17 protein-coding genes and 1 pseudogene are annotated in these 25524 nt (G+C 70.8%); 9 read left to right on the top strand and 9 right to left on the bottom strand.

Features of this window, described 5'->3' with window-relative positions:
• Positions 1 to 189 (bottom strand): DUF397 domain-containing protein, encoded by a 189-nt coding sequence (locus tag GUI43_RS03800; protein ID WP_112584043.1) that lies wholly within the window; start codon positions 187 to 189, stop codon positions 1 to 3.
• Positions 189 to 326 carry a hypothetical protein gene (locus tag GUI43_RS03795; RefSeq protein ID WP_181518391.1) on the bottom strand — a complete coding sequence of 46 codons (138 nt, stop codon included), beginning with the start codon at positions 324 to 326 and terminating at the stop codon, positions 189 to 191. The genes GUI43_RS03800 and GUI43_RS03795 overlap by 1 nt, the downstream gene beginning before the upstream one ends.
• A gap of 419 nt (positions 327 to 745) precedes the next feature.
• Here GUI43_RS03795 and GUI43_RS03785 point away from each other — a divergent pair, with 419 nt between their 5' ends.
• The gene (locus tag GUI43_RS03785; protein WP_112697989.1) at positions 746 to 1720 is read left to right on the top strand and encodes a PDDEXK family nuclease; all 975 of its coding nucleotides are present in this window, start codon (positions 746 to 748) and stop codon (positions 1718 to 1720) included.
• A 72-nt stretch (positions 1721 to 1792) separates the two neighbouring features.
• On the opposite strand, the gene GUI43_RS03780 is transcribed toward GUI43_RS03785, so the two are convergent.
• The 4 genes from GUI43_RS03780 to mce all read right to left on the bottom strand — a co-directional run bounded on the left by GUI43_RS03780 (position 1793) and on the right by mce (position 7841).
• Positions 1793 to 3904, bottom strand: a complete 2112-nt coding sequence (locus GUI43_RS03780; protein ID WP_112697988.1) for a coiled-coil domain-containing protein — start codon at positions 3902 to 3904, stop codon at positions 1793 to 1795.
• Between the two features lie 178 nt (positions 3905 to 4082).
• Complete coding sequence (locus GUI43_RS03775; protein WP_091405818.1) at positions 4083 to 5348, bottom strand: DivIVA domain-containing protein; 1266 nt, start codon at positions 5346 to 5348, stop codon at positions 4083 to 4085.
• A gap of 330 nt (positions 5349 to 5678) precedes the next feature.
• Positions 5679 to 7034: a crotonyl-CoA carboxylase/reductase gene (ccrA, locus tag GUI43_RS03770; protein WP_112584057.1), complete on the bottom strand. Its 1356-nt coding sequence runs from the start codon at positions 7032 to 7034 to the stop codon at positions 5679 to 5681.
• 330 nt (positions 7035 to 7364) lie between these two features.
• A complete protein-coding gene (gene mce, locus GUI43_RS03765) occupies positions 7365 to 7841 on the bottom strand; it encodes a methylmalonyl-CoA epimerase (RefSeq protein ID WP_091405814.1) in 477 nt (158 codons plus the stop codon).
• 61 nt (positions 7842 to 7902) lie between these two features.
• Here mce and GUI43_RS03760 point away from each other — a divergent pair, with 61 nt between their 5' ends.
• The 7 genes and pseudogenes from GUI43_RS03760 to GUI43_RS03730 form a co-directional block, all read left to right on the top strand.
• Positions 7903 to 9102 (top strand): acetyl-CoA C-acetyltransferase, encoded by a 1200-nt coding sequence (locus tag GUI43_RS03760; RefSeq protein WP_112584045.1) that lies wholly within the window; start codon positions 7903 to 7905, stop codon positions 9100 to 9102.
• A gap of 55 nt (positions 9103 to 9157) precedes the next feature.
• Positions 9158 to 10159 carry a methylmalonyl Co-A mutase-associated GTPase MeaB gene (gene meaB, locus GUI43_RS03755; protein WP_112601165.1) on the top strand — a complete coding sequence of 334 codons (1002 nt, stop codon included), beginning with the start codon at positions 9158 to 9160 and terminating at the stop codon, positions 10157 to 10159.
• 215 nt (positions 10160 to 10374) lie between these two features.
• Entirely contained in the window at positions 10375 to 10794 is a 420-nt protein-coding gene (locus GUI43_RS03750; RefSeq protein ID WP_112584058.1) for an Asp23/Gls24 family envelope stress response protein, read from the top strand.
• A 146-nt stretch (positions 10795 to 10940) separates the two neighbouring features.
• The gene (locus GUI43_RS03745; RefSeq protein ID WP_112697987.1) at positions 10941 to 11348 is read left to right on the top strand and encodes an Asp23/Gls24 family envelope stress response protein; all 408 of its coding nucleotides are present in this window, start codon (positions 10941 to 10943) and stop codon (positions 11346 to 11348) included.
• A 110-nt stretch (positions 11349 to 11458) separates the two neighbouring features.
• Positions 11459 to 13147 (top strand): coenzyme B12-dependent isobutyryl-CoA mutase large subunit, encoded by a 1689-nt coding sequence (gene icmA, locus GUI43_RS03740; protein WP_112697986.1) that lies wholly within the window; start codon positions 11459 to 11461, stop codon positions 13145 to 13147.
• Positions 13148 to 13321: 174 nt separating this feature from the next.
• Complete coding sequence (locus GUI43_RS03735) at positions 13322 to 14245, top strand: tetratricopeptide repeat protein (protein ID WP_112697985.1); 924 nt, start codon at positions 13322 to 13324, stop codon at positions 14243 to 14245.
• A 66-nt stretch (positions 14246 to 14311) separates the two neighbouring features.
• A pseudogene (locus GUI43_RS03730) lies at positions 14312 to 15280 on the top strand (arginase family protein); the annotation flags it as partial.
• A gap of 688 nt (positions 15281 to 15968) precedes the next feature.
• Here the strand turns inward: GUI43_RS03730 and GUI43_RS03725 are convergent.
• Entirely contained in the window at positions 15969 to 17933 is a 1965-nt protein-coding gene (locus tag GUI43_RS03725; protein WP_112584049.1) for a penicillin-binding transpeptidase domain-containing protein, read from the bottom strand.
• A gap of 289 nt (positions 17934 to 18222) precedes the next feature.
• Between GUI43_RS03725 and GUI43_RS03720 the strand changes: the two genes are divergently transcribed.
• On the top strand, positions 18223 to 23304 hold the full coding sequence (locus GUI43_RS03720; RefSeq protein ID WP_112584050.1) for an NAD-glutamate dehydrogenase: 5082 nt from the start codon (positions 18223 to 18225) through the stop codon (positions 23302 to 23304).
• A gap of 72 nt (positions 23305 to 23376) precedes the next feature.
• On the opposite strand, the gene GUI43_RS03715 is transcribed toward GUI43_RS03720, so the two are convergent.
• Positions 23377 to 24090, bottom strand: a complete 714-nt coding sequence (locus GUI43_RS03715; protein WP_502322458.1) for a class F sortase — start codon at positions 24088 to 24090, stop codon at positions 23377 to 23379.
• Positions 24074 to 25201: a hypothetical protein gene (locus tag GUI43_RS03710; protein ID WP_112698031.1), complete on the bottom strand. Its 1128-nt coding sequence runs from the start codon at positions 25199 to 25201 to the stop codon at positions 24074 to 24076. Before GUI43_RS03710 ends, GUI43_RS03715 begins: the two co-directional genes overlap by 17 nt.
• Positions 25202 to 25524: the final 323 nt, after the last annotated feature.

The raw sequence follows: 25524 nt of genomic DNA, 5'->3' as shown, positions 1-25524 counted from the left end.
TCAGGCCGTCGGACGACGGGCGACGGCCACGAACGCCCGCCACGCGGCGGGCGCGAACACCAGCACCGGACCGGCCGGGTCCTTGCTGTCCCGCACCCCCACGACCCCGGGCAGATTGTCCGCCACCTCGACACACTCTCCGTTGCCGCTACGGCTGGACGTGCGCCAGAGCGCGCCGGTCAGGTCCATCAGGTCACAACTTCCTTCATCAGCTTGATCGACTGGCGGCGAGACAACGCACCGTTTCTGATCATCTCCCAATGCGCCAGCAGCGTAGCCACCTCATGGTCGCCATCGACCACGAGACCGTCAATCTGGTGCTCCATGTGCCCCACCCAACCACTGTCGGCATCTCGGGCCGGATTGAACGGTCCGGAAAGGTCTCCGGTGGGGGCGGTCGTGGAGCAACGGCTCGCCGACGGCAGCCCGGTGGTGGCATCGAGACGACCATCGGCCGATCTGCTCGACCATCAATGCGCGACTCGGGCCGTACCCCGTGTTGCCCGACCCGGCGGCGCGCGGACGCCGCACATCCCGCTGCAACCTGCGCGGTGCTGCCGGGCCAACGGCCGGCAGTGGCCCTGCGCGGAAGCCCGGCTGCTGCTCAAGGCGGAGTTCGACGAGGACCACACCCACCCCGGACGCCGCCAAATCCGTGCAGATCTTGGACAGTTTCCGTTAGGCCGTAACGGAAACTGTCCAAGATCTGGTGGTGGGGCGGCGCGTAACGGCGAAAGCTGTCCGGATGCTGCCCGCCGATGACGCCGACGCACTCGACTGGCTCGCCTTCGAGCAGGCGGGCGTGCTGACGACCGCGCAGGTCGCCGGGTTGCCCAGCGAGGGGCGGGTGCGGGGCCGGATTCGCTCCGGTCGGTGGCGGTCGATCTGCCGCGGGATCCTGCTGGCCGGCAACGGCCGACTCACCCGCGACCAACAACTCTGGGTGGCGGTGCTGGCGGCCGGGCCGGGGGCGGTGCTGGCCGGGGTGTCCGCCGCCGCCGAGGCCGGGGTACGAGGACTGCGACGCGAGCCGCTGCACGTGCTGGTGCCGGCAGCCCGCCGTGCCGCGCGGGCCACCCTGCGTCGACTTCCGATCGACATGCCCGCCGTCCTGGTCCACCGCACGACGGTTCTCCCCGAGGCCCATCTCCAACGTGCCCGCCCACCGCGCACCACGACGGCGCGGGCCCTGGTGGACGCGGCGGGCTGGGCGGCCGGCGTGGACGAGGCGCAGTCGGTTCTGGCCGCCGGTTGCCAGCAACGCCGGGTGCTGCCCGAGGAGTTGCAGGCGGTGCTCGACGTCCTCCCTCGAGCCCTCCGTCGGCGGCTGATCGGGCTGACCATCAGCGACATCGCGGGCGGCGCACAGGCGCTCTCGGAGATCGACTTCCTGCGGCTGTGCCGCCGGCACCGGCTGCCCGCCCCGGACCTGCAGGAGCACCGGGTCGACGCGGCCGGCCGGAACCGCTGGCTGGACGCGTACTGGCGGGAGTGGCGGGTGCAGGTGGAGATCGACGGCGCGCACCACATGGACGTCAAGCAGTGGGCGGCCGACATGCGTCCACAGAACGACGTCTGGAACAGCGGCGACCGCATTCTGCGCTTCCCGGCCTGGCTGGTCCGCGCCCGCCCGGACGAGGTCGCCGACACCGTCCGACGCGCCCTCATCGCAGCCGGCTGGACCCCCGCCCCGCCCCTACGCCACCCGACGCAGAAATGAATCTTGGACACTTTCCGTCGGCGGTTGACGGAAAGTGTCCAAGATTTCGAAGCTTCGGCGGGCGGGTGCCCGTCACTCCTTGTCGATGGTGACCTTGCTGGGCTTGGCGCTGCGCTCGTCGGTGGTCGGCTTGCTGGGTCGCTTGCCGTTCTCACCAGTGCTAGTGATCTTGGTGGGCTTGGCGCCCCGGCCACCCTCGCCCGGAACGGCGGCCACGGTCGGCTCCCCGTCCACCCCGGCGCTCGCCGTCCCGCCATCCACGGTGGTCACCGGCTCGGCCACCGGCCGGGTCGTGGACTGCCCGGACTCTTCCGCGCCTGCGTTCACCGGCTGCCTGGTGTCGGCGGGCTCCGTCTTCAGCCCGGTGCCCGTACCCGAACCCCCGGTGCCCGTACCCGAACCCGCGGCCGCGCCGGCGGAAACGCTCACGCCGTCGTCCCCACCACCGGGCACGTCTCCGTTCGCGCTGGCGTCTCCGGCCGGCGCGGTCGGCCCGTCGATCGGACCGGCGACACTCTGCAACCGCAGCTCGGACATCTGACGCTGGAGCTCGTCGGACTCCTGCCGCGCCTTCCAGGTCTCCTGCCGCAGATCCGCCAACTGCTGCTGGGCCTGGGCGATCTCCAACATCACCTGGGCCAACTGCTGACGGCCCGCCGCCGACTCCTGCTGGGTCGCCGCCAGGTGCTGCTGAGTGGTGGCAAGGTGCTGCTGCGTGGTGGCCGCGTACTCCTCGAACTGCCGCCGCGACGCAGCGACATGCTCGTCGGCCTTGCGGCGCTTGTCGCTGGCCTCGGTCTCGGCCCGGCTCAGCAGCTCGGCGGCCTCCGCCTCGGACCGCTGGCGCAGCGCCGCCGCGTCCTGCTCGGCCGCCTGACGGACGCCGGCCGCGCCCTGCTCGATCTCGTTCTTGCGAGCCGTGTACTCGGTCTCCAGCTCGTTCTTCCGGGTGGAGTATTCGTTTTCCAGCTCGTCCCGACGGGTGGTGAACCCGTTCTCCAGCTCCTGCTGACGGCTGGCGAGCCCAGCCTCCAGCTCCTGCTGGCGCGCCGCGTGTTGCTTGTCCAGCTCGTCGCGGCGCTTGGCGAACTCCTGCTCGGCCGCGGACCGTCGCTGCGCCAACTCCCGGTCGGCCGCCTCCCGACGGGAGTTGACCTCCTGCTCCACCCCGGCCCGCCACGCGCCCAGCTCCTGCTGGGTCTGTGCCCGGGTGTGCTGCACGTACGCCTCGGTCTCGGTGCGCATTCGCTGCACGTACGCCTCGGTCTCGGCGCGGCTGCGCTTCGCCGACTCGGTGGCCTGCGTCGTCAGCCGCTCCGCCTCCTGCTGCGCCTTCGCGCGGGTGGCCCGACCCGCCATCGACGCGTCGTCGATGATCTGCTTGGCCTCCTGCTGCGCCTTGGCATGGGTGGCCCGACCGGCCTCGGTCGCCGTGTCGGTGAGCCGCTTGGCCTCCTGAAGCGCCTTGGCGTGCACCTCCTTGGCGGCATCGCGCAGATCGCTGGCCTCCTGCCGGGCGTTGGCCAGCGTCTCGCGGGCCGTCTCGCGCAGCTTGGTGGCCTCCTGCTGGGCCCGGGTGTGGATCTCCTTGGCGGAATCCCGCAGCTGGGTGGCCTCCTGCTGGGCCTTCGCCAGCGCGTCCTGCGCCGCCTTGCGCAACTGCGCCGACTCGTCCTTGGCCGCCCGCAGGGTCGCGTCCGCCTCGGCCCGCTGGGCGGCGCTGTGCCGCTCCTCCTCCGCGCGTCGGGCGGCGAGGGCGATCTCGAAGTCCTTCAGAGCCCGCGCGGCCTGCTCGCGGGCCTCCTCGATGATGTGCTCGGCCGCGGCACGACGCGCCTCGATCTCCCCGTTCGCGTCGGCGAGGATCTGCTCGGCCTGCTCCTCAGCGAGAGTCAGGATCGACTCGACCCGCGGGCCGAGGTGCCGGAACGACGCCCGGTCGACCACGTTCATCTGCTTGCGCACCTGGGTCAGGTCGCGCTGGAGAACCTCGACCTGGCCGGCGAGCTTGTGGATCTGTGTGTACGCCTGTTCCCGTTCGGAGGCGAGGGTCGCGATCTCGTGCTCAGCACGTGCGACATAACGGTCGACCTGTTTCTTCTCATACCCCCGCAGAGCGGACTCGAAGCTGGGCTCCGTCGTCACGTCCCCGCCGAGAGCGAACAGTTCCTCGCCGTGCGACATGCCCCCATCCTCACACGCAACGGGCCCTGCTGGGGCGATACGGACGGGCCTTGTGGGAGCTACTTCACTCCGTTGCGGTCAGCGAATACCAGGGGTTAGGAAACGCATACGGCGCGAGGTGGCACCGGTTACCCGGTGTCACCTCGCGCCGTCGATGCCCCGACCTGACGCCCTCGCGTCAGCCGGCGGTCTCCGCGGGCACCCGCTCCTGACCGCCATCGGTCTTCTTTGCTGCTTCCGGCTTGGCAGCCGGAGCGGCCTGCGCCGGCATTCCCGGAACGATGCCGGCGAGGCCGGAGAGCATCTGACCCAGCTGCGACGTGACAGCGTCCTTCTGCCGGGTGAGGTCCTCGACCTCGCGGCGGGCGGCCTGCGTGGTCAGCTCCGCCTCGGTGCGGGCCTCGGTGAGCAGGCGCTGCGACTCGGCCTTCGCCTCGTTGAGGGTCTTCTCCGAGTGGGCCTTGGCCTTGTCGACAGTCTCGGCGGCGTTGCGCTCCGACTCGACCCGCCGCGCCTCGGCGCGCTGCTCGATCTCCTTGGCCCGCTCCTGCGCGGCCCGGGCACGCTGCTCGGCCTCGCTGACCATCTTCTGGGTCTGCGCGACCTGCGCGGCGTGCCGCTCGGACTCCTCGCGCTCGGCCTTCTCCCGCCGCTCGGCCAGCTGGAGCTCCAGGGCCTGCAGGTCCTTGTCGCGCTTGTCGCGCGCATCGGTGAGCAGCTTGGTCGCCTCGGCGCGCTTCTCCTCAGCCTCGCGGGCGGCCTTCGCCCGCTGCTGGGTGATCTCCCGCTCGGCGGTGGCCCGCAGGGTGGCGACCTCCCGCTCGACTGTCGACTTCAGCTCGGCCACCTCGTGCGCGGTGACCGTACGCAGCTGCTTGGTCTCCCGGTCGGCGTCGGCGCGCAGCGTGTCGGCCTCGCGGCGTGCCTGCACCCGGACCTCGGCGGCCTCGCGCTCGGCGGCCGTACGCAGGTTGCCCGCCTCGCGCTCGGCGCTCGCCTTCATGGCGGCGGCCTCGGCGCGGGCCTTGTCGGTGATCTCGCGGGCCTCGAGGCGGGCGGCGGAGAGGATGCCCTCCGACTCGCGCTTGGCCTCGTTGCGGTGGTCGTTGGCCTGCTCCTCGGCGAGCCGGAGGATCTGCTCAACGCGCGTGCCGAGCCCGGAGAGGGTGGGTCGGCTGTTCTCTTCGAGCTGCTTGTTCGTGTCGGTGAGCTTCTGCTCCAGCGCACTCATGCGCTGCTCGGCCTGGCGGAGCCGACGCTGGGCGTCGTTCATCCGCTGCTCGGCCTCGGCACGGGCCTGCTCGGACTGGGTCAGCGCGGCGGTCATCCGGCCGAGGAAGTCGTCGACCTGATGAGTGTTGTATCCGCGCAGGCCAACGGTGAAATCTGGCTGCGAGTTCGCGTTATCGAAGAACGCGAGAGGGGAGGACTGCTGCTGGGGCATTGGGACATACTGGCAGACGCCCCAGGGTGCTTCGCAAGAGCGGTGCGAAGCTTTCGTGCCCTCTTTACATGGTCAACTCCCGCGATCGGCCAGGTTGGACCAATCGGCGATCTTGGCAGGTCCCGGCGGGTCGGACGCCACGCAGCGTGACGCGGAAAAGGGCCCCGGGGTTACCCCGAGGCCCTTTGTTCGATCCGGGTGGCTTATCCGCTAATGGGGGCGGAAGAACAATGAGCGATCAGCGCAATGGTCATCCAGCGTTCCACCGTCCGGCCGGGACCCGCCCCGGCTCCGGATGCCGGTCGGTGCCCCTGGGACCGGCGGTGCCGCTCAGTGCCCCCGGAACCGGTTGATCGCGTCCTCGTGCCGGGCCCGCAACTCCCCGTCGCGCACGCCCAGCCCGTCAGTCGGTGCGAGGCAGCGCACGCCGACCTTGCCCTGGTGGGCGTTGCGGTGCACCTCGTACGCGGCCTGGCCGGTCTGCTCCAGCGGGTAGGTGCGGGAGACCGTGGGGTGCACCTTGCCGAGCGCGACCAGGCGATTGGCCTGCCACGCCTCGTGGTAGTTGGCGAAGTGGCTGCCCACGATCCGCTTGAGGTGCATCCACAGGTAGCGGTTGTCGTACTGGTGCAGGAAGCCGCTGGTGGAGGCGCAGGTGACGATGGTCCCACCGCGCCGGGCCACGTAGACGCTGGCGCCGAACGTCTCCCGACCCGGGTGCTCGAACACGATGTCCGGGTCCTCGCCGCTGGTCAGCTCGCGAATCCGTTCGCCGAAGCGCCGCCACTCGTCCGGGTCCTGGGTCTCCTCGTCCTTCCAGAAGCGGAAGCCCTCCGCGGCCCGGTCGATGACCAGCTCCGCGCCCATCTTGCGGCACAGCTCGGCCTTCTCCGGCGAGGACACCACGCAGACCGGAATCGCGCCGCCGTTGAGCGCCATCTGGGTGGCGTAACCGCCGAGGCCGCCAGAGGCGCCCCAGATCAGCACGACGTCGCCCTGCTTCATGTTCGCGCCGTGGTGCGAGACGAGCTGCCGGTACGCGGTGGAGTTGACCAGCCCCGGGCTGGCCGCCTCCTCCCAGCTCAGGTGCCGCGGCTTCGGCATCAGCTGGTTGGCCTTGACGATGGCCAGCTCGGCCAGCCCGCCGAAGTTCGTCTCGAAGCCCCAGATCCGCTGTTGCGGGTCGAGCATGGTGTCGTCGTGCCCGGCCGCGTCCTCCAGCTCCACGGAGAGGCAGTGCGCGACCACCTCGTCGCCAGCGGCCCACCGGGTCACCCCCGGGCCGGTGCGCAGCACCACGCCGGCCGCGTCCGAGCCGACCACGTGGTACGGCAGGTCGTGCCGACGGGTCAGCTCGGAGACCCGGCCGTAGCGCTGGAGGAACTTGAAGGTGGACACCGGCTCGAAGATGCTGGTCCACACCGTGTTGTAGTTGATCGCGCTGGCCATCACCGCGACCAGCGCCTCGCCCGGCGCCAGCTCCGGCGTCGGCACCTCCTGCACGTGCAGGGCCTTGCGCGGGTCCTTGTCCCGGGTGGCCATGCCGTCGAACATCCGGGCCTCCTCGGCGCGGACCACCACGCCCCGGTAGCTCTCCGGTACGGGCAGCCCGGCGAGGCCGGCGAGTTCGCGGTCCGGATCGTTCGATTCCTCCGCCGCCATGATCGCTTCGAGGATGTCCTGCACGGTGACCTCCGGTTCATCCGCACCCGCACGGGCCTGGGTGCTGCCATCGTCGGCGCCGGTGGGCACGACCGCCATGTCGGCATTCGACACATCCGGCACCGGTCGCGCTCCTGTGGGGCCGGACGTTACTGAACGGTAGCTAGGCCGGGAAGTCCTCTGTGAAAAACTGCATCCGCCGATGCGTGAAGGTGTCCAACCACCCCGCCAACCGCGCACTGACGTGCGCGCACCGGACGCCGCCTCTCGTTGATCAAGAGCTTTCGGTCATCTCTGCGGCGCGGGATGACGCAAACCTCTTGATCAACGAGGGGTGGGGGTGGGGCCGGAGGGTCAGTGGGGGGTGGGGGCGGGTTGGACCAGTTCGACGAGGACGCCACCGGCATCCTTGGGGTGCACGAAGTTGATCCGGCTGTCCGCGGTGCCACGCCTCGGAGCGTCGTAGAGCAGGCGCATGCCGCGCTCACGTAGCGCCGCGCAGGCCACGTCGATGTCCACCACGGTGTACGCGACCTGCTGCACGCCCGGCCCGTTGCGGTCCAGGAACTTCGCGATCGTCGACTCCGGGGTGAGCGGGGCGAGCAGCTGCACGCAGCCACCCTCGGTGGTCGGCCCGACGGCCAGCATCGCTTCCCGAACGCCCTGCTCGGTGTTGGTCTCCACGTGGACGCAGCGCATCCCGAACGTCCGCTGGTAGAAGTCGATCGCGGCGTCGAGGTCGGCCACGGCGATCCCGACGTGGTCAATCTTGCGAAGCCCGATGTCTGTGACGTAGTCCGCACCGGGCTCGACGGGGGAGTTCTCTGCCATGGCGCTAGTCTGGCCGAACAATCGTTAAGGCGTACAGCTCGGCACCCCTTCGGAGGCAGGCATGGCTTCGGTGATCGTCAGCGGCGCGCGGACCCCGATGGGCCGGCTGCTGGGCAACCTCAAGGACCTCCCGGCCACGAAGCTCGGCGGGATCGCCATCAAGGCGGCGCTGGAGCGTGCCGGCGTCAGCCCGGACCAGGTCCAGTACGTGATCATGGGGCAGGTGTTGCAGGCCGGCACCGGTCAGATCCCGGCTCGGCAGGCGGCGGTCGAGGCCGGCGTGCCGATGTCCGTGCCGGCGCTGACCATCAACAAGGTCTGCCTCTCCGGCCTGGACGCGATCGCCCTTGCCGACCAGTTGATCCGGGCCGGCGAGTTCGACATCGTGGTGGCCGGTGGCATGGAGTCGATGACCAACGCCCCGCACCTGCTGATGGGCCAGCGCACCGGCTACAAGTACGGCGACGTGGTGGTCAAGGACCACATGGCACACGACGGGCTCAGCGACGCCTGGGACTGCTGCTCGATGGGCGAGTCGACCGAGCGGCTCGGTGCCAGGCACGGCATCTCCCGCGCGGAGCAGGACGCCTTCGCCGCCGCCAGCCACCAGCGGGCCGCCGCAGCGCAGAAGAACGGCCACTTCGCCGACGAGATCGCCCCGGTGGTCATCCCGCAGCGCAAGGGTGACCCGCTGGTGATCAGCGAGGACGAGGGCATCCGCCCGGACACCACGGTCGAGTCGCTGGCCAAGCTGCGCCCCGCCTTCGCCAAGGACGGCACCATCACCGCCGGCAGTTCGTCGCCGATCTCCGACGGCGCCGCCGCGGTGCTCGTGATGAGCAAGGCCAAGGCGAAGGAGCTGGGGCTGACCTGGCTGGCCGAGATCGGTGCGCACGGCAACGTGGCGGGCCCGGACAACTCCCTGCACTCGCAGCCGTCCAACGCCATCAACCACGCCCTGAAGAAGGGTGGCCTGAGCGTTGCGGACCTGGACCTCATCGAGATCAATGAGGCGTTCGCGCAGGTCGGTGTCCAGTCCACCCGGGACCTCGGGATCAGCCCGGACAAGGTCAACGTCAACGGCGGCGCGATCGCGCTGGGGCACCCGATCGGCATGTCCGGCGCGCGTCTCGTGCTCACCCTCGCTCTGGAGCTGAAGCGGCGCGGCGGTGGCACCGGCGCGGCCGCGCTGTGTGGCGGCGGTGGCCAGGGCGACGCGCTGATCATCCACGTGCCGGGCAAGGCCGAGACCAGCCAGTGAGCGCGAGGAGTGAGCCGGTCCTGCGAGCCCCGCAGTCGCGAACAGGGATGACGCAGTGAGCGAGGCTGAGCACATCCCGGCAGCGGGCACCACGTCGGTGCGCCGCAGCCGGGACGTACCGCTGCTGGTTGAGCGGGCCCGCGCGGGCGACCCCCGCGCGGTGGCTCGCCTGATCACGCTGGTGGAGAACGGTGACGCGCTGTTGCCGGAGATCGCCGCAGCGCTGGCGCCGTACGCCGGGCAGGCCCAGGTGGTCGGGCTGACCGGTTCACCCGGGGTGGGCAAGTCGACCACCACGAACGAGCTGGTCCGAGCGCTGCGGGCGCGCGGGCACCGGGTGGGCGTGCTCGCGGTCGACCCGTCCAGCCCGTTCACCGGCGGAGCGATCCTCGGTGACCGGGTGCGGATGCAGGACCACGCCACCGATCCGGGCGTATACATCCGGTCGATGTCCAGCCGGGGGCACCTCGGCGGGCTGGCCGCGGCCACGCCGCAGGCGGTCCGGGTGCTGGAGGGCGCGGGCTGCGACGTGGTGCTTGTCGAGACGGTCGGCGTCGGGCAGGCCGAGGTGGAGGTCGCCTCGCTCGCCGACACGACGCTGGTGCTGCTCGCACCCGGGATGGGCGACGCGATCCAGGCGGTCAAGGCCGGCATCCTGGAGATCGCCGACGTGTTCGTGGTCAACAAGGCGGACCGGGACGGTGTCGACGCCACCGTCCGTGACATCCAGGGCATGATCGCGCTCGGTGAGCGCGGGCCGGGGCAGTGGCGGCCCCAGGTGGTCCGGTCGGTCGCCGCCCGGGGCGAGGGCATCGACGACATCGCCGCCGCCATCGACAAGCACCGGGGCTGGCTGGTCGAGCACGGCGAGCTGCGCCGCCGCCAGGAGGCGCGGGCCGCCGCCGAGATCGAGGCGATCGCGCTCGGCACCCTCCGCGCCCGGATCGGCTCACTGCGCGACGGTACGGAGTTGGCGACGCTCGCCACCAAGGTTGCCGAGGGCGCGACCGACCCGTACACGGCGGCTGACGAGTTGCTCGCCCAGCTCGCGCGCTGACCCGGCGAGCCGCCGGCCGGCGCGGCCACCTGGAGGACCCGCTCGGCACTGTCCGGTGCGGACCGTCGCCGTCGCCCGTGCGCGCCGCACGCCCGCAAGCGAAGGTCGCTCTGGTTTTAGTAGGCTCGCCGCGCGTGGCCGCAAGCGGGGCTTCCGCGAAGCGGGCTGACGAGCCGGTCGGTCCACAGTGCACGGGGACCAGGGGAGATGTGATCATGACGGACGCGGTGGAGAACGCCGGCGCAGTGCAGCCCGCGACGGGCGCGGCCCGGGGTGTCACGTCGGTTTCCGACGAGGTCGTGGAGAAGATCGCCGGTACGGCCGCTCGTGCCGTGCCCGGTGTCGCCGACCTCGGCGGTGATGTTTCCCGGTTCTTCAACAGCGTGCTGGACAAGATCGGCCTGGACGAGGTGGGCGACGCTCGGCGGGGCGTGTCGGCCGACGTGAAGGGCAGCTCGGCCGTCATCAACGTGGTCCTGGTGATCGACGCCGGGCACGTCGTGGCCGACGTGACCGAGGCGGTGCGGGCCGCGGTGATCGAAGCGGTGGAGAAGTACGGCCTGACGGTCACCCAGGTCAACGTCACTGTGGACGACATCGAGCTGAACCAGCCGGGGGCGGCAGCCGGAGCCTGAGACGTGGCTGCCCGGCGGTCTGACGGCTGCCGGACCGTCCGCCAGGAACATCCCGGGACGGCATCGTCCCAGTAGGCTCGCACCGCCCCGTCTTCACCGGGGCCGGACGTGCCCAGACGCGGTGGTACGAGGAGCAGGGAGCGACTGTGGACCTGGAAGCAACGCGGGAGCTGACCAGGGCGTCGGTGCCAGCTGGCGGGACGACGCAGGTCGCCGACGAGGTGATCGAGAAGATCGCCGTCGCGGCGGCCCGCGCGGTGCCCGGCGTGGCCGACCTGGGCGGGGACGTCGCCCGGTTCTTCAACGCGGTTCTCGACCGGGTCGGACTGGACCAGGTGGGTGACGCCCGGCGGGGTTGCTCGGCCCACGTCACGGGGGACGCCGCCGTGGTCAACCTGGTGTTGGTGATTGAGGCAGGTTGGCCGGTACCGGAGATCACCAGTCAGGTACGCGCCCAGGTGACGGAGACGATCGAGGCGTTCGGGCTGCGGGTCGACGAGGTCAACATCCGGGTCGACGACGTGGCGATGGTGGACCGACCCCGTAGCGCGTAGCGGGGCGTCCAGATCGCACGTTACTCGCCGGTACGGCCTGACTTAGCGATCGTTCAGGTAGGGGCCTTACACTCGACGTGCAGTCGAGGACCCGAGGAGGAGCCCTGCTCATGGACGCCGACGAGATCGACGCCGGACGGGCGCGCTGGCAGGCCCGGTACGACGCCGCGCGCAAGCGGGACGCGGACTTCACCACGCTCTCCGGCATGCCGGTGGAGCCGGTGTACGGGCCGCCGGAGGGCGCCACCTATCCGGGCTTCGAACGGATTGGTTGGCCGGGCGAGTATCCGTACACCCGGGGTTTGTATCCCACCGGTTACCGCGGTCGGACCTGGACGATCCGGCAGTTCGCCGGCTTCGGCAACGCCCAGCAGACCAACGAGCGCTACAAGATGATCCTCGGCGCCGGCGGCGGCGGCCTCTCGGTGGCGTTCGACATGCCGACGCTGATGGGCCGCGACTCGGACGACCCGCAGGCGCTCGGCGAGGTCGGCCACTGCGGCGTGGCCATCGACACCGCCACCGACATGCAGGCGCTCTTCGACGGCATCGACCTGGCCGGCGTGACCACCTCGATGACCATCTCCGGTCCGGCCGTGCCGGTGTTCTGCATGTACCTGGTCGCCGCCGAGCGGCAGGGCGCCGACCTGTCCAAGCTGGACGGCACCCTGCAGACCGACATCTTCAAGGAGTACATCGCGCAGAAGGAGTGGCTCTTCGACCCGGAGCCGCACCTGCGCCTGATCGGCGACCTGATGGAGTACTGCGCCCGGGAGATCCCGCGCTACAAGCCGCTGTCGGTCTCCGGCTACCACATCCGTGAGGCCGGCTCGACCGCTGCGCAGGAGCTGGCTTACACCCTGGCGGACGGCTTCGGCTACGTCGAGCTGGGCCTCTCGCGTGGGCTGGACGTGAACGTCTTCGCGCCAGGGCTGAGCTTCTTCTTCGACTCGCACCTCGACTTCTTCGAGGAGATCGCCAAGTTCCGCGCCGCCCGCCGGATCTGGGCCCGTTGGCTGCGTGACGTCTACGGCGCGACCAGCGAGAAGGCCCTGTGGCTGCGGTTCCACACCCAGACCGCCGGGGTGTCGCTGACCGCGCAGCAGCCGGTCAACAACGTCGTACGCACCGCCGTCGAGGCTCTCGCGGCGGTGCTCGGCGGCACGAACTCGCTGCACACCAACGCGCTGGACGAGACCCTGGCGCTGCCCACCGACGAGTCGGCCGAGATCGCCCTGCGTACTCAGCAGGTGTTGATGGAGGAGACCGGTGTGGTCAACGTGGCCGACCCGCTCGGCGGCTCCTGGTACGTCGAGGCGCTGACCGACAAGATCGAGGCCGAGGCGGAGGAGATCTTCGCCCGGATCCGGCAGCTCGGCGGAGACGGGCCACACCAGATCGGCCCGATGACCTCGGGCATCCTGCGCGGTATCGAGGACGGCTGGTTCACCGGGCACATCGCCGAGTCGGCCTTCGTCTACCAGCAGGCCCTCGAAAAGGGTGACAAGAAGATCGTCGGGGTCAACTGCCACACCGGCACGGTCGCCAAGGAGCTGGAGATCCTGCGCATCTCGCACGAGGTGGAGCTGGAGCAGCGCCGGGTGCTCGCCGAGCGCAAGAGCGCGCGGAACGAGTCAGCGGTTCGCGCGGCGGTGACCCGGATGATCGAGGCGAGCCGTACCGACGAGAACATGATCCCCGCCATGCTCGACGCGGTCCGCGCCGAGGCGACCCTGGGCGAGATCTGCGACGCCCTGCGCGCCGAGTGGGGCACCTACCGAGAGCCAGCCCGCTTCTAACCCCCCACCACCCCTCCGCGATCTTGCAGTTTGTGCGCCGACATAAGGCATGAATGCGGCGTACCGGCGACAGAATGTGCAAGATCGCGGGGGGTGGCGACGGGGCGTGAGAGTTGCAACGTCGGGGTTGCGGGTGAGCTGAGATCGGGGGCTCACGTGCGAGACTAGGTAACCATGAGCGACCCACGGATCACCTCGTCGATCTTCACCCGCGGCGCGGTCGACCTCAGCACGCTGCGTGGCCCCGCACCAGCAAGTACCCGCCCCGGCACGCCCCCGCAGGGCGGCCCGTCCAACGGCGCCCCCGGCGCGCCCACCGCCGGCGGTGACACCGCCATCGTGGACGTCACCGAGGCGACAATTCAGTCCGACGTGCTCGAACGCTCGATGGCCACGCCCGTCGTCGTGTTCTTCGGTGCGGCCGGCTTCCCGGAGAGCGACGAGTTCGCCCCGGTCCTGGAGCGGCTGAACGCCGAGGGCGGCGGCGCCTGGGTGCTGGCCCGGGTCGACGTGCAGGAAAATCCCCGAATCGCCCAGATGTTCCGGGTGCAGGGCATCCCGATGGTCTACGCGGTCGTCGGCGGCCAGCCGGTCGACGCCTTCTCCGGAGTGGTTCCCGAGGCTCAGCTGCGGCAGTGGCTCCAGGCCGTGCTCAAGGCCGGTGGCGTGACCGTCGCCGAGCCGGAGGACCCCCGCCTCGACGAGGCGGACGACGCGCTGATGAGCGGCGATCTTGACGCCGCCGAGCAGGCGTACCGGAAGATCCTCGCCGACGCCCCGGCGGACGCCGCGGCCACGGCGGGGCTGGCCCAGGTCGGGGTGGCCCGTCGGGTGGCCGGCGCCGACCCGTCCGCCGCGCTGGCCGCCGCCGAGAGCGCCCCCGACGACGTCGCCGCCCAACTGCTGGCCGCCGACATCGAGGTGCTCAGCGGGCTGGCCGAGCAGGCGTACGCCCGGCTCGTCGGTCTGGTCCGGCGCACCGCCGGTGAGGACCGTGAGACGGTTCGCCAGCACCTGGTCTCGCTCTTCTCCATCGCCGGCCCGGACGATCCGGCGGTCGCCTCGGCACGTCGGGCCCTGGCCAGCGCCCTGTTCTGAGTTCGTAGCACGCCAGCGCGGGCCGGCGTTCCGGCCGGCCCGCCCGACCACCGAGGACGGGAGCTCATGATGCGCCGGATCGCCGTCCTCGACGCGCCGACAAATCTCGGTCTACGGCCGCCGACGCCCACGTCGGTCCCGGGTTGCGCCAAGGCGCCCGGGGCGCTGCGCGACCACGACCTGCTGGCCCGGCTCCGCGCCCGCGACGCCGGCTGTGTCACTCCCGCCCGTTACGACCCGGGCGACTGGCGGCCCGGCGACGGGGTGTGCCACGCCCGGGAGATCGCCGACTACTCGTTGGCCCTCGCCGAGCGCATCGGCTCGATCATCGACCGGGGTGAGTTCCCGGTCGTGCTCGGGGGCGACTGCTCCGTGCTCCTCGGCTCGGCCCTGGCCATGCACCGCCTCGGCGAGGCCGTCGGCGGGCGGATCGGGCTGGTCTTCGTCGACGGGCACTCCGACTTCCGGCACCCCGGCAACGCCTCCTACGTCGGCGCCGCCGCCGGTGAGGACCTGGCCCTGGTCACCGGGCGAGGGCAGGCCGACCTGGCCGCGCTGGAGGGCCGTCGGCCCTACTTCCGCGACATCGACGTGGTGGTGCTCGGCATTCGCGCCCAGGACGAATACCGGCTCGACCTCCAGGCCGCCGGGATCACCACCCGACCGGTGCCGGCGCTGCGCGCCGAAGGAGCCGCCCGGACGGCCCAGTGGGCGCACGAGCAACTCGCCGACTGCGCGGGTTACTGGGTGCACATCGACGTGGACGTGCTCGACCCGGCGGTGATGCCCGCCGTGGACGCCCCCGACCCGGGTGGAATCGCCTTCGCCGAGCTGGAGATCCTGCTCGCCGGCCTGGTCGACACCCCGCACTGCCTCGGCGTGGAGCTGACCGTCTTCGACCCCGACTACGACCCGGACGGCTCGTACGCGGCCGAGATCGTCAACACGGTGGTCGCCGGTCTGGCACCGGTGACCGCCCCGGAAGCCGTGCCGCCCCGACTGCTGTCGGCCCGGCCCACGCCCTCCCCGCGGCGCGGCAACGGCCGGGCCGCGACCGCCACCACCGATCGCTCCGACCGCGCCGAGCGGCTCGACCGTGCCGAGCGTCCCAACCGTGCCGAGCGGCTCGACGGGCTGGTCAGGCTTGACGGGCTCGACGGTGCTGAGCGGGTTGCGAGGCTTGAATTCCCCGCTGACACCGACGCCGCTGACATCGACCCCGCCGATGTCGGGCCTGCTGGGCTCGGGCCCGCCGATGTCGGGCCTGCCGACGTTGGTGTCCCCGGCGTCGGTTCGCCGGTGGCCGCGGTGCCGTACGACGTCCCGGCCGAGGGGGAGTCGCCCGGCACGGGCGGACGGGCCCACTCCGAGCCATCGGGCGTCGCGGCCAGTGTCGCGCCCCTGGTCGAGCGCGAACCGGTCGGCCCGCCGGCGTCGGCCGGCCCAGGTCTCCTGCGACGCACCGCCGCCCCGTCGACGCAGAACCCGCCCGAAAGGCACGAAGCCGACACCGCCTGACCCGACCCTCGGCCCCCTAACCTTGATCGACTCGGTTTCAGTGACTCCGGGCTGTCCGAGTGGCTCGGACACCGCAGTTCCAGCGAAACCGAGTGGATCAAGGCCGGGCGCCGCGCGTTGGCCCCGGGGCGTTGGCCGGACGCCCGGTGGTGCCCCGGACAGCCCAGGGCCCCGCGGGCGCCCGGCAGAGCCCCTGGTGGTGGGGTCAGGGGGTTGGGAGGGCTCGGAGGAAGCGCTCGGCGATCGGGACGGCCGAGGCGGTGCTGGCCCCGCCCTTCTCCACGAAGACGGCGAACGCCACGTCGCCCCGCCAGCCGACGAACCAGGCGTGGGTGTGCGCCGGGTTGTCGTCGTACTCGGCGGTGCCGGTCTTGCCGTACACCTCGCCCGGCACATCCTTGAGCGCGCTGCCGGTGCCGGCGGTGACCACCTCGCGCATCATCGTGCGCAGCGCCTTGACGGACTCCGGCTTGAGCTGCTCGCCTGCCGGGGCCGGCTTGGCCGGCGCCGGGTCGATCAGCAGCTTCGGCTGTTCGAAGCGGCCGCGGGCGACGGCGGCGGTGGCGCCGGCCATGGCGAGCGGGCTGACCAGCGTGGTGCCCTGCCCGAACGACGCGGCGGCCTGCTCGGCCAGGCTGCCGCCCGTCGAGACCTTGCCGGTGAAGGCGTCCGTGCCGAGGTCCCACTGACCCTCCAGGCCCAGCGAGCGACCGGCGGCTGCCAGCCCGTCGCCGCCGAGCTTCGGGGCCAGCGCGGCGAACGCCGTGTTGCAGGACTTGGCGAAGTCGGTGCGGAACGGCACCGAGCCGAGCTCGAAGTTGTCGGAGTTCTTGAAGGACCGGCCGTCCACAGTGAAGGTCTTCTTGCAGTCCACCGGCCCGTCCAGCGTCACCGCACCCCGGTCCAGCAGGCCCAGCGTGCTGACCATCTTGAACGTGGAGCCCGGAGGCACCTGGGCGTCGAAGGCCAGATTCTCCCCGGCCGGACCGGGGCCGTTCGCCGCGGCGAGCACGGCGCCGTCGCTGATCCGGATCGCCACCAGGGCGGACCGGCGCGGCTCGGCGCGCAGTGCCCCGTCGGCCGAGTTCTGAACGGCGACGTCCAGCGTCGTCTTCAGCGCCTGCCCGGGCTGCGGCTCCCGGCGGAACAGCTCGGCGCCGGTGGGTTCGAGTTTGCCGCCCTCGGCCGGACGCTCGACCACCACGGTCAGCCCGGGCCCGCCGCGCAGTCGTTCGTCGTAGCGGCCCTGTAGCCCGCCGTGCCCCACCAGATCGCCGACGACGTACCGGTCGGGGTGCGCGGCGAGGTCGTCGGCCTGCGCCTGGTCGACAGTGCCGAGCAGCGCGCGGGCGAACTCGCGGGTGGGCGCCAGGTCGATCTTGTCGGAGATGAACTTGGTGCCGGGCAGGTCGTAGATCCGGGGCTTGATCTGCCGGTACGCCTCCTCGCGGAGCGACACCACCTCGACGAATGCGCCCGGCTCGGCCTTGGCCACCCGGTCGGGCAGGTCGGCCAGGTCGACGCCGGGGACCAGCGCCGGGCGGATGGCCTTGAACGCCGCGTCGAGGTCCTTGACGAGCTTCTTGAGGTCGGTGACCCCATTGGGCTGCACACCCACCCGGACCACCGGGCGCGGGGTCACCAGCGGCTTTCCGGCGTTGTCCAGCACGGCGGCGCGGGCACCGGGGTCGCGCCGCAGCGCCAACCGATCGCCCTTGGTGAGCTGCTCGTGCACCACCTTCGGCTCCCAGATCACCTGCCACTGGTCGTCGTCGCCGTGGGCGAGCCGCACCTCCCGGTCGTACGCCCAACGGGTCTGACCGGGCAGGGCCCACTCCACCTGGACGGTCGTGGTGGCGATGTCCTTCGTGATCTTCGGCTCGCCGCGACGCGTCAGCTTGGGCGGGGTGGACGCCAGCTCACCGGAGAGGTCCTTGATCTCGCGCGCCACGTCGGCCGACGGCAGTTTCGAGCCGAGCGGGTCGATCAGACCGACCGCCTGGAGGTCACCGCTGCGCCAGCCCGCGAGGAAGGCGTCGACGGTGCGCTGCGGCCCGTCGTCACCGGAACAACCGACCAGGACACCCGCCGCGAGCAGCGCCGTGGTGACGGCGGCGGCGAGCCGGCGGGCGGGGTTCGGCCGGTGGGGCCGGGGGTACGACAAGGGCATGAAGCTGGTCCTTCCGATCTCGGACTGCCCTCGCACGGTAGTACGGGAACGCCGTCCCCAACGTCCCCCAGGCGCTCGGCCGCGCTCAAAGACGGGCCGCGCCCGTGTGATGAACATCGCGTGGCGGGGTATCCCGCAGCCGGCCAACCTCGGACCCGCAACGGGTGAAAGGACAAAGTCCCGATCCGGACGTCTGGCCAGTGGTCCGCCGACGAAGGCGCAGAGCGGCAGGGCCTAGGCTGGGCGGCAGAGTGACCCACAACGCGGTGGGTCGAGGGGAGTGGCACCGATGGACCGGCGTCCGGCGATCAAACCGGAACCCGACCTCCGGCAGGATGACTCCGGCCGGGACGATGACAGCTTCGATTCGGCGACCGACGGGGACGGCTACGGCCGACTCGACACGGGAGTCACCGGGCTGACCGGGTCGAGCATCGACACCATCTACGATCTGGGTCTGCCAGCCGAGGCGCTGGCCGACGACGTGGAGGACGCCGAGCTCGACGAACCCGTCCCCAACGCGGAGCGCCTGGTGGCCCAGGCCGTCGCGCTCGCGGGGGACGACCACGACGCGGCGACACTTGTCGGCCGTTTCTGGCGGTTCGCACCGGACGAGGAGCTGGTCGGCTTCACGGCGGAAGAGATGCTCGACGCGGCCCGGGCACACCGGGATCTCGCCCAGCAGCGGGTGCCGGGCGAGTTGAAGCTGCGAATCCACGAACCGCACGCGGACCAGCACCACACGGTCGTCGAGATCGTCACGGACGACATGCCGTTCCTGGTCGACTCGGTGACGGCGCTGCTCAACTCGTACCACCTCGACGTGCACCTGCTGGTGCACCCGCTGGTGGTGGTGCGGCGGGAGCCGCTGGGTCGGCTCACCGAGGTCTCCGCGGATGTGGAACCGGACGACGCGATCGCCGGCGACATCATCGAGAGCTGGATGCGGATCGAGATCGACCCGGTCCGGGACGCGGCCGAACGGGACCGGTTGCGCCGTGAGTTGCAGCGGGTGCTCACCGACGTGCGGGAGGCGGTGGAGGACTGGCCGAAGATGCGTCAGCGTGCCCTCGCGCTCGCCGACGAGCTGGCGTCCGCCCGTACCTCCGACAACCGCCCACCGGTGCCGGAAAAGGACATCACCGACTCGGTGGAGCTGCTGCGGTGGCTCGCCCAGGACCACTTCACCTTCCTCGGTTACCGCGAGTACCGGTTGGTGGACGCCGACGGCGGCGACGCCGCCGACCCGGTCGACGGCAAGGCGTTGGAGGCGGTGCTCGGCACCGGTCTGGGCATTCTGCGCTCCGATTCGCCGGACGCGCGGTCGCTGGCCTCGATGACGCCAGAGGCGCACGAGAAGGTGCTGGAGAAGCGCCTGTTGATCATCACCAAGGCCAACTCGCGTGCCACCGTGCACCGCTCGGCGTACCTGGACTACATCGGCTTCAAGATCTTCAACTCCGACGGTGACGTGATTGGTGAGCGTCGCTTCCTCGGCCTGTTCTCGACCGCCGCCTACCGGACCAGCGTCCGCGAGCTGCCGGTGGTACGCCGCAAGGTGGCCGAGGTGCTGGACCGCTCCGGCCTGAGCCAGCGCAGCCACTCGGGCAAGGATCTGATCCAGATCCTGGAGACCTACCCGCGCGACGAGCTGTTCCAGATCAAGACCGACGACCTGTACCACGCGGTGGTCGGCGTGCTGCGGATGGCCGGCCGCCGGCAGCTGCGGGTCTTCCTGCGGCGGGACGCGTACGGGCGGTTCATCTCCTGCCTGATCTACCTGCCCCGGGACCGGTTCACCACCCAGAACCGGCTGCGCATGCAGGACATCCTGCTGCGTGAGCTGAACGGTGTCGGGGTGGACTACACCACCCGGGTCACCGAGTCGATGCTGGCTCGGGTGCACTTCATCGTCCGTACCGACCCGACGCGGCCACCCGGCGACATCGACGCCGACCTGCTCGCCGAGGAGTTGGCCGACGCCACCCGGCTCTGGGACGACGACTACCGGTTGGTGCTGGAGCGCAAGCTCGGCGACGAGCAGGCCAAGCACCTGTTCACCCGGTACGCCGACGCGTTCCCGGAGGGCTACAAGGACGGGCACACGCCGTACGAGGCGATGAAGGACCTGGCGAAGCTGGAGCTGCTGGAGGAGCCCGGCCAGCTGGAGATGCACCTGTTCCGCAAGCAGTTGGCGCCCCGGCCGGGCACCCGGGTACCGGGAGCCGACCTGGCCGAGGCGATGGACGTCCGGTTCAAGGTCTACCGGTACGGCGAACCGATGATGCTCTCCGCCGTGCTGCCGGTGCTGCACTCGCTCGGCGTACGGGTGGTCGACGAGCACCCGTACGAGGTGGACCGGATCGACGGTCGGGTCTACCTGTACGACTTCGGCCTCATGCTGCCCGAGGGGCATCACGAGCTGGCCGAGGTGCGCCCGCACGTGGAGAACGCCTTCGCGGCTGCCTGGCGCGGCGAGGCCGAGGTGGACCGGTTCAACGAGCTGGTGCTGCGCGGCGGGCTGACCTGGCGGCAGGTGGTGGTGCTGCGGGCGTACGCGAAGTACCTGCGGCAGGCCGGCACGGTCTTCTCGCAGGACTACATGGAGCAGACCTTCATCGCGTACCCGAAGCTCGCCGCGTTGCTGGTGGAGCTCTTCGAGACCCGGTTCGCGCCGGGCGAGTTGAGCACCGAGCAGCGGCAGCAGCGCAGCGGTGAGCTGGTGGAGACGATCCGGGGCGCGCTGGACGACGTGGCGAGCCTCGACCAGGACCGGATCCTGCGCTCGTACCTGACGCTGATCGAGGCGACCCTGCGGACCAGCTTCTACCAGAAGCGCGCCGACGGGCGGCCGAAGGCGTACGTGGCGTTCAAGCTCGACCCGCAGGCCATCCCGGACCTGCCCGCGCCGCGACCGAAGTTCGAGATCTTCGTCTACTCGCCGCGCTTCGAGGGTGTGCACCTGCGGTTCGGGCCGGTGGCCCGGGGCGGGTTGCGGTGGTCCGACCGTCGGGAGGACTTCCGTACCGAGGTGCTGGGCCTGGTCAAGGCGCAGATGGTGAAGAACACCGTGATCGTGCCGGTCGGCGCCAAGGGCGGCTTCGTGTTGAAGCAGAAGCCGGGTGACCGGGACGAGGCGGTCGCCTGCTACCAGGAGTTCGTCGGCGCGATGCTGGACGTCACCGACAACATTGTCAGCGGGCAGATCGTGCCGCCCGAGGACGTGGTCCGGCACGACGGCGACGATCCGTACCTGGTCGTGGCGGCCGACAAGGGCACCGCGACGTTCTCCGACATCGCCAACGAGATCTCCAAGAACCACAACTTCTGGATGGGCGACGCGTTCGCGTCCGGCGGATCCGCCGGCTACGACCACAAGAAGATGGGCATCACCGCCCGGGGCGCCTGGGAGTCGGTCAAGCGGCACTTCCGTGAGTTGGGCCTGGACACCCAGACCCAGGACTTCACAGTGGTCGGCGTCGGCGACATGTCCGGCGACGTGTTCGGCAACGGAATGCTGCTCTCCGAGCACATCCGGCTGGTGGCCGCCTTCGACCACCGGCACATCTTCCTCGACCCGGAGCCGGACGCCGCCACCTCGTACACGGAGCGTCGACGGCTGTTCGACCTGCCCCGTTCCTCCTGGGAGGACTACAACCCGGAGCTGATCTCGGCAGGTGGCGGCATCTTCCCGCGTACCGCGAAGTCCATCCCGATCACGCCGCAGGTCCGGGCGGCGATCGGCCTGGACGACGACGTCACGCAGTTGTCGCCGCAGGACCTGATGAAGGCGATCGTCACCGCCCCGGTTGACCTGTTCTGGAACGGTGGCATCGGCACCTACGTCAAGGCCTCCACCCAGACCAACGCCGAGGTGGGCGACAAGTCCAACGACGCGATCCGGGTGGACGGGCGCAACCTGCGCTGCCGGGTGGCGGGCGAGGGCGGCAACCTCGGCTGGACCCAGCTCGGCCGGATCGAGTACGCGTTGACCGGTGGCCGGATCTACACGGACTTCATCGACAACGCGGCCGGGGTGGACACCTCCGACCACGAGGTGAACATCAAGATCCTGCTCAACACGGCGGTGGCCGACGGCGAGTTGACCACGGCCGAGCGGGACGAGCTGCTGGCCGGGATGACCGACGAGGTCGCGGAGCTGGTGCTGCGGGACAACTACGACCAGGCTCGGGCGATCAACAACGCCCAGGCCCAGGCCGCCTCGCTGCTGCCGGTGCACCGCCGGATGATCAACGAGTTGGAGCGGTCGGGCGGGTTGGACCGGGCGTTGGAGGCGCTGCCTCCGGACGAGGAGTTGGCGGTCCGCAGCGAGTCCGGGCTGACCGCACCGGAGTTCGCCGTGCTGCTCGCGTACGTGAAGATCGTCCTGGAGCGGGAGATCCTCACCGAGGGGTTGGCCGACGAGGAGTGGACGACCGACGTCCTGGTCAACTACTTCCCGACGCCGATGCGCGAGCGGTTCGCCGACCGGATGGGTCGGCACCGGCTGCGCCGGGACATCGTCACCACCGTGCTGGTCAACGAGGCGATCAACCGGGGCGGCATCTCGTTCATCTTCCGGGTGGTCGAGGAGACGGCGGCCAGCGCGGCCGACGTGATCCGGGCGTACGTGGTGGTCAGCGAGGTGTTCGGCCTGCGTGACCTGTGGGACGCGGTCGAGGCGCTGGACAACAAGGTCGCGCCGGAGCTGCAGACCAGCGTCTACCTGGACACCCGCCGGCTGCTCGACCGGGCCGTGCGGTGGCTGGTCTCCAACCGGCGTTCGCCGATCGACGTGCCGGCCGAGATCGCCCGGCTGCGCGACGGGGTCACCCGGCTGCTGCCGGGGCTTGAAGAGCTGTTCTACGGCAACGAGCGCCAGGGCCTCGCCGCGCACATGGACTCGATGACCGAGCGTGGGCTACCCCGCGAGCTTGCGGAGCGGGCCACCCGGCTGATGTACAGCTTCGGTCTGATGGACGTGGTGGAGACCGCGAACGCCAGTGGGCGGGACGTCAGCGAGGTGGCCTCGGTCTACTTCGTGCTGTCGGACCTGTTCCGGGTGGACTCGCTGCTGTCGAAGATCTCCCTGCTGCCGCGGGAGGACCGCTGGCAGACGTTGGCCCGGATGGCGCTGCGTTACGACCTGTACGCCGCGCTGGCCGCGCTCACCGCGGAGGTACTCGACTCCACCCCGGGCGACCTGCCGCCGCACGAGCGGGTGCAGCAGTGGGAGCAGTCGAACGCCACCTCGATCCACCGGGCCCGGCGGGCGATGGGTGAGTTCGACGAGTCGCGGGCGGACCTCGCCGCCCTGTCGGTGCTGCTGCGCCAGATCCGCACCCTGGTACGGACCTCCGCGGCCGCCTGAGTCAGGTCACCGGACGCGGTCCGGCCGGTCGGGGTGACCCGACCGGCCGGACCGCGTTTCGTTCGTCGTAGGTCACGCCGCCAGGGTGGCGAAGACGACGATGTTGTCCGGGTAGCTCTTCGCGGCCTGGTCGAACTGACCACCGCAGGTGACCACCCGCAGGCTGGGCCGGTCACTCGGTCCGTACACCAACTCGGTGGGGAAGGCCGTCTTCGGGTACGACTTCACCGAGTCGACAGTGAAGGTGGCCGGCACTCCGTCGGCGCGGCGCACGGTGACGGTGTCGCCGGGGGTGAGAGCGCCGAGGTCGAAGAAGACGGCCGGACCGAGCACCGCCGAGTCCACGTGCCCGACGATGACCGCGTTACCCGTCTCGCCGGGGCTCGCACCAGGCTCGTACCACCCGGCCTGGTCGGCCTTGTCCAGCGGAGGGACCTGGACGGTGCCGTCCGGGTTGGTGCCCAACGACATGATCGTCGCGTCGACGCCGATCCGGGGGATGTCGATGCTGGTCGGTGCTGAACGGGCCAACCCGGCCGCCCCCTGACCGACCGCCTGTCCGTCGAGCGAGGCATCGTCGGCGGTGCTCGCGGGCCCGGTCGCCTCGGGGCCGGCCTGGGCCAGCGGCTGCGGCGGTCGCGGAGTGGGCGTGGTCTTCAGGGAAGCGCCGATCATGCCGGCACCGATCATGGCCATGGTAACGACGACGGCCGTGCCGGCGGCACGCCACGGTTTCCCGTGGCGGCCGCCGGCCGGTGTCGCCGTCACGTCAGACGAGCGAACCATCGGTCCGCCGACGACGCATCAGCACGATCCCGCCCAGCGCGGCAGCGCCGAGCAGGCCCGCCCCGCCGGTGGCCAGACCCCGGTCGGTACCGGTGCTGACCCCGCCGTCACCGCCGTCGACACCGCCGTGCGGCAGCACGACGAGCTCGCCCTCGCCGCAGGAGCCCTTGAGCTCGTAGCGACCCGGCTTGGCGTCCTTGTCGACCTTGGCTTCGCCGTAGTAGACAAACTCGCGCTCCTCGTGCCGGCCACGCTCGTCCGAGCCACGCTCGTCCCGGTCACGCTCGTCCGAGCCGCGCTCGTCCTTGCCGTAACCGTCACGCTCGTCCGAGCCGCGCTCGTCCTTGCCGTAACCGTCACGCTCGTCCGAGCCGCGCTCGTCCTTGCCGTAGCCGCCGCGCTCGTCCGAGCCGTACTCGGAGCCGTGCTCGTCCTTGGACTCCCAGCCCTTGTCCGAGCCGTACTCGGAGTCGTGCTCGTCCTTGCCGTAGCTGCCGCGCTCGTCCGAGCCGTACTCGGAGCCGTGCTCGTCCTTGGACTCCCAGTCCTTCTTGTCTTCGTCCTTGGAGTCCCAGTCCTTCTTGTCACGGCCCTCTTCGGCGTCCTGGCCGTGCTCCTCGCCCTTCCAGTCCTTGCTGCCCTCGTCGCCATAGGCGTCGGCGGCAGCGCCGCCACCCTGGCCACCCTTGCCGTTCTCGTCCTTGCCCTCGTGGTCCTTGCCGTTGTCGTCCTTGCCGTGCTCGTCCTTGCCGTTCTCGTCCTTGCCCTCGTGGTCCTTGCCGTTGTCGTCCTTGCCGTGCTCGTCCTTGCCCTTGTCGTGGTCGGAGGAGTTCTCCTCCTCGCGCCACTCGCGGTCCTCGCCCCGGTCTTCATGCGCCGGCTTGAGCTTGACCTTGCCGGTGACCTTGGACCACACGTACGCGTGCTCCTGCCGATCCGGGCAGATCTCGAGGAGCTTGACCTCGTCGCCAGCCTTGACGACATGCGGCTTGGCGTAGACCTTGCCGTCGTCGTGGCCGTCGGCGAACGCGATCCCCGGTGCGAACACCAGGAGCGACGCGCCGCCGAGCGCGGCGCCCGCAACGACCTTCCCGAGCATCTTCTTAGCCATGACCTGCGTCACTCCATCCCTGTTGTCCTGAGCTCGGCGACAACCGAGCTAAGACCGACGTTAGACCGTTTCACGACTTATGAAGTGAAAGATTCGCGTTTTACCTTTGATCCAAGTAAGAGGCGAAGGGGTGCTACGCGGCTTTCGCCGCGCCCAGCGTCGTCTCGGGCGTCACGGGACCTTCTGGGTCCCGCACGGTGTTCCGCGCCCCCTGCGCCCGACCTGCCCGACCATCGGGTTGCGGCGGGTCCGGACCACCCGTGTCAGTCGGGCGCGCTCGGAGGTATCGTCCGAAACGGCCCCGCCAACGCATCGAGCCATTG

It is taken from the genome of Micromonospora noduli (assembly GCF_003264365.1).
GTDB classification, from domain to species: Bacteria; Actinomycetota; Actinomycetes; order Mycobacteriales; family Micromonosporaceae; genus Micromonospora; species Micromonospora noduli.
This window is presented reverse-complemented; position numbering and strand designations above follow the sequence as displayed.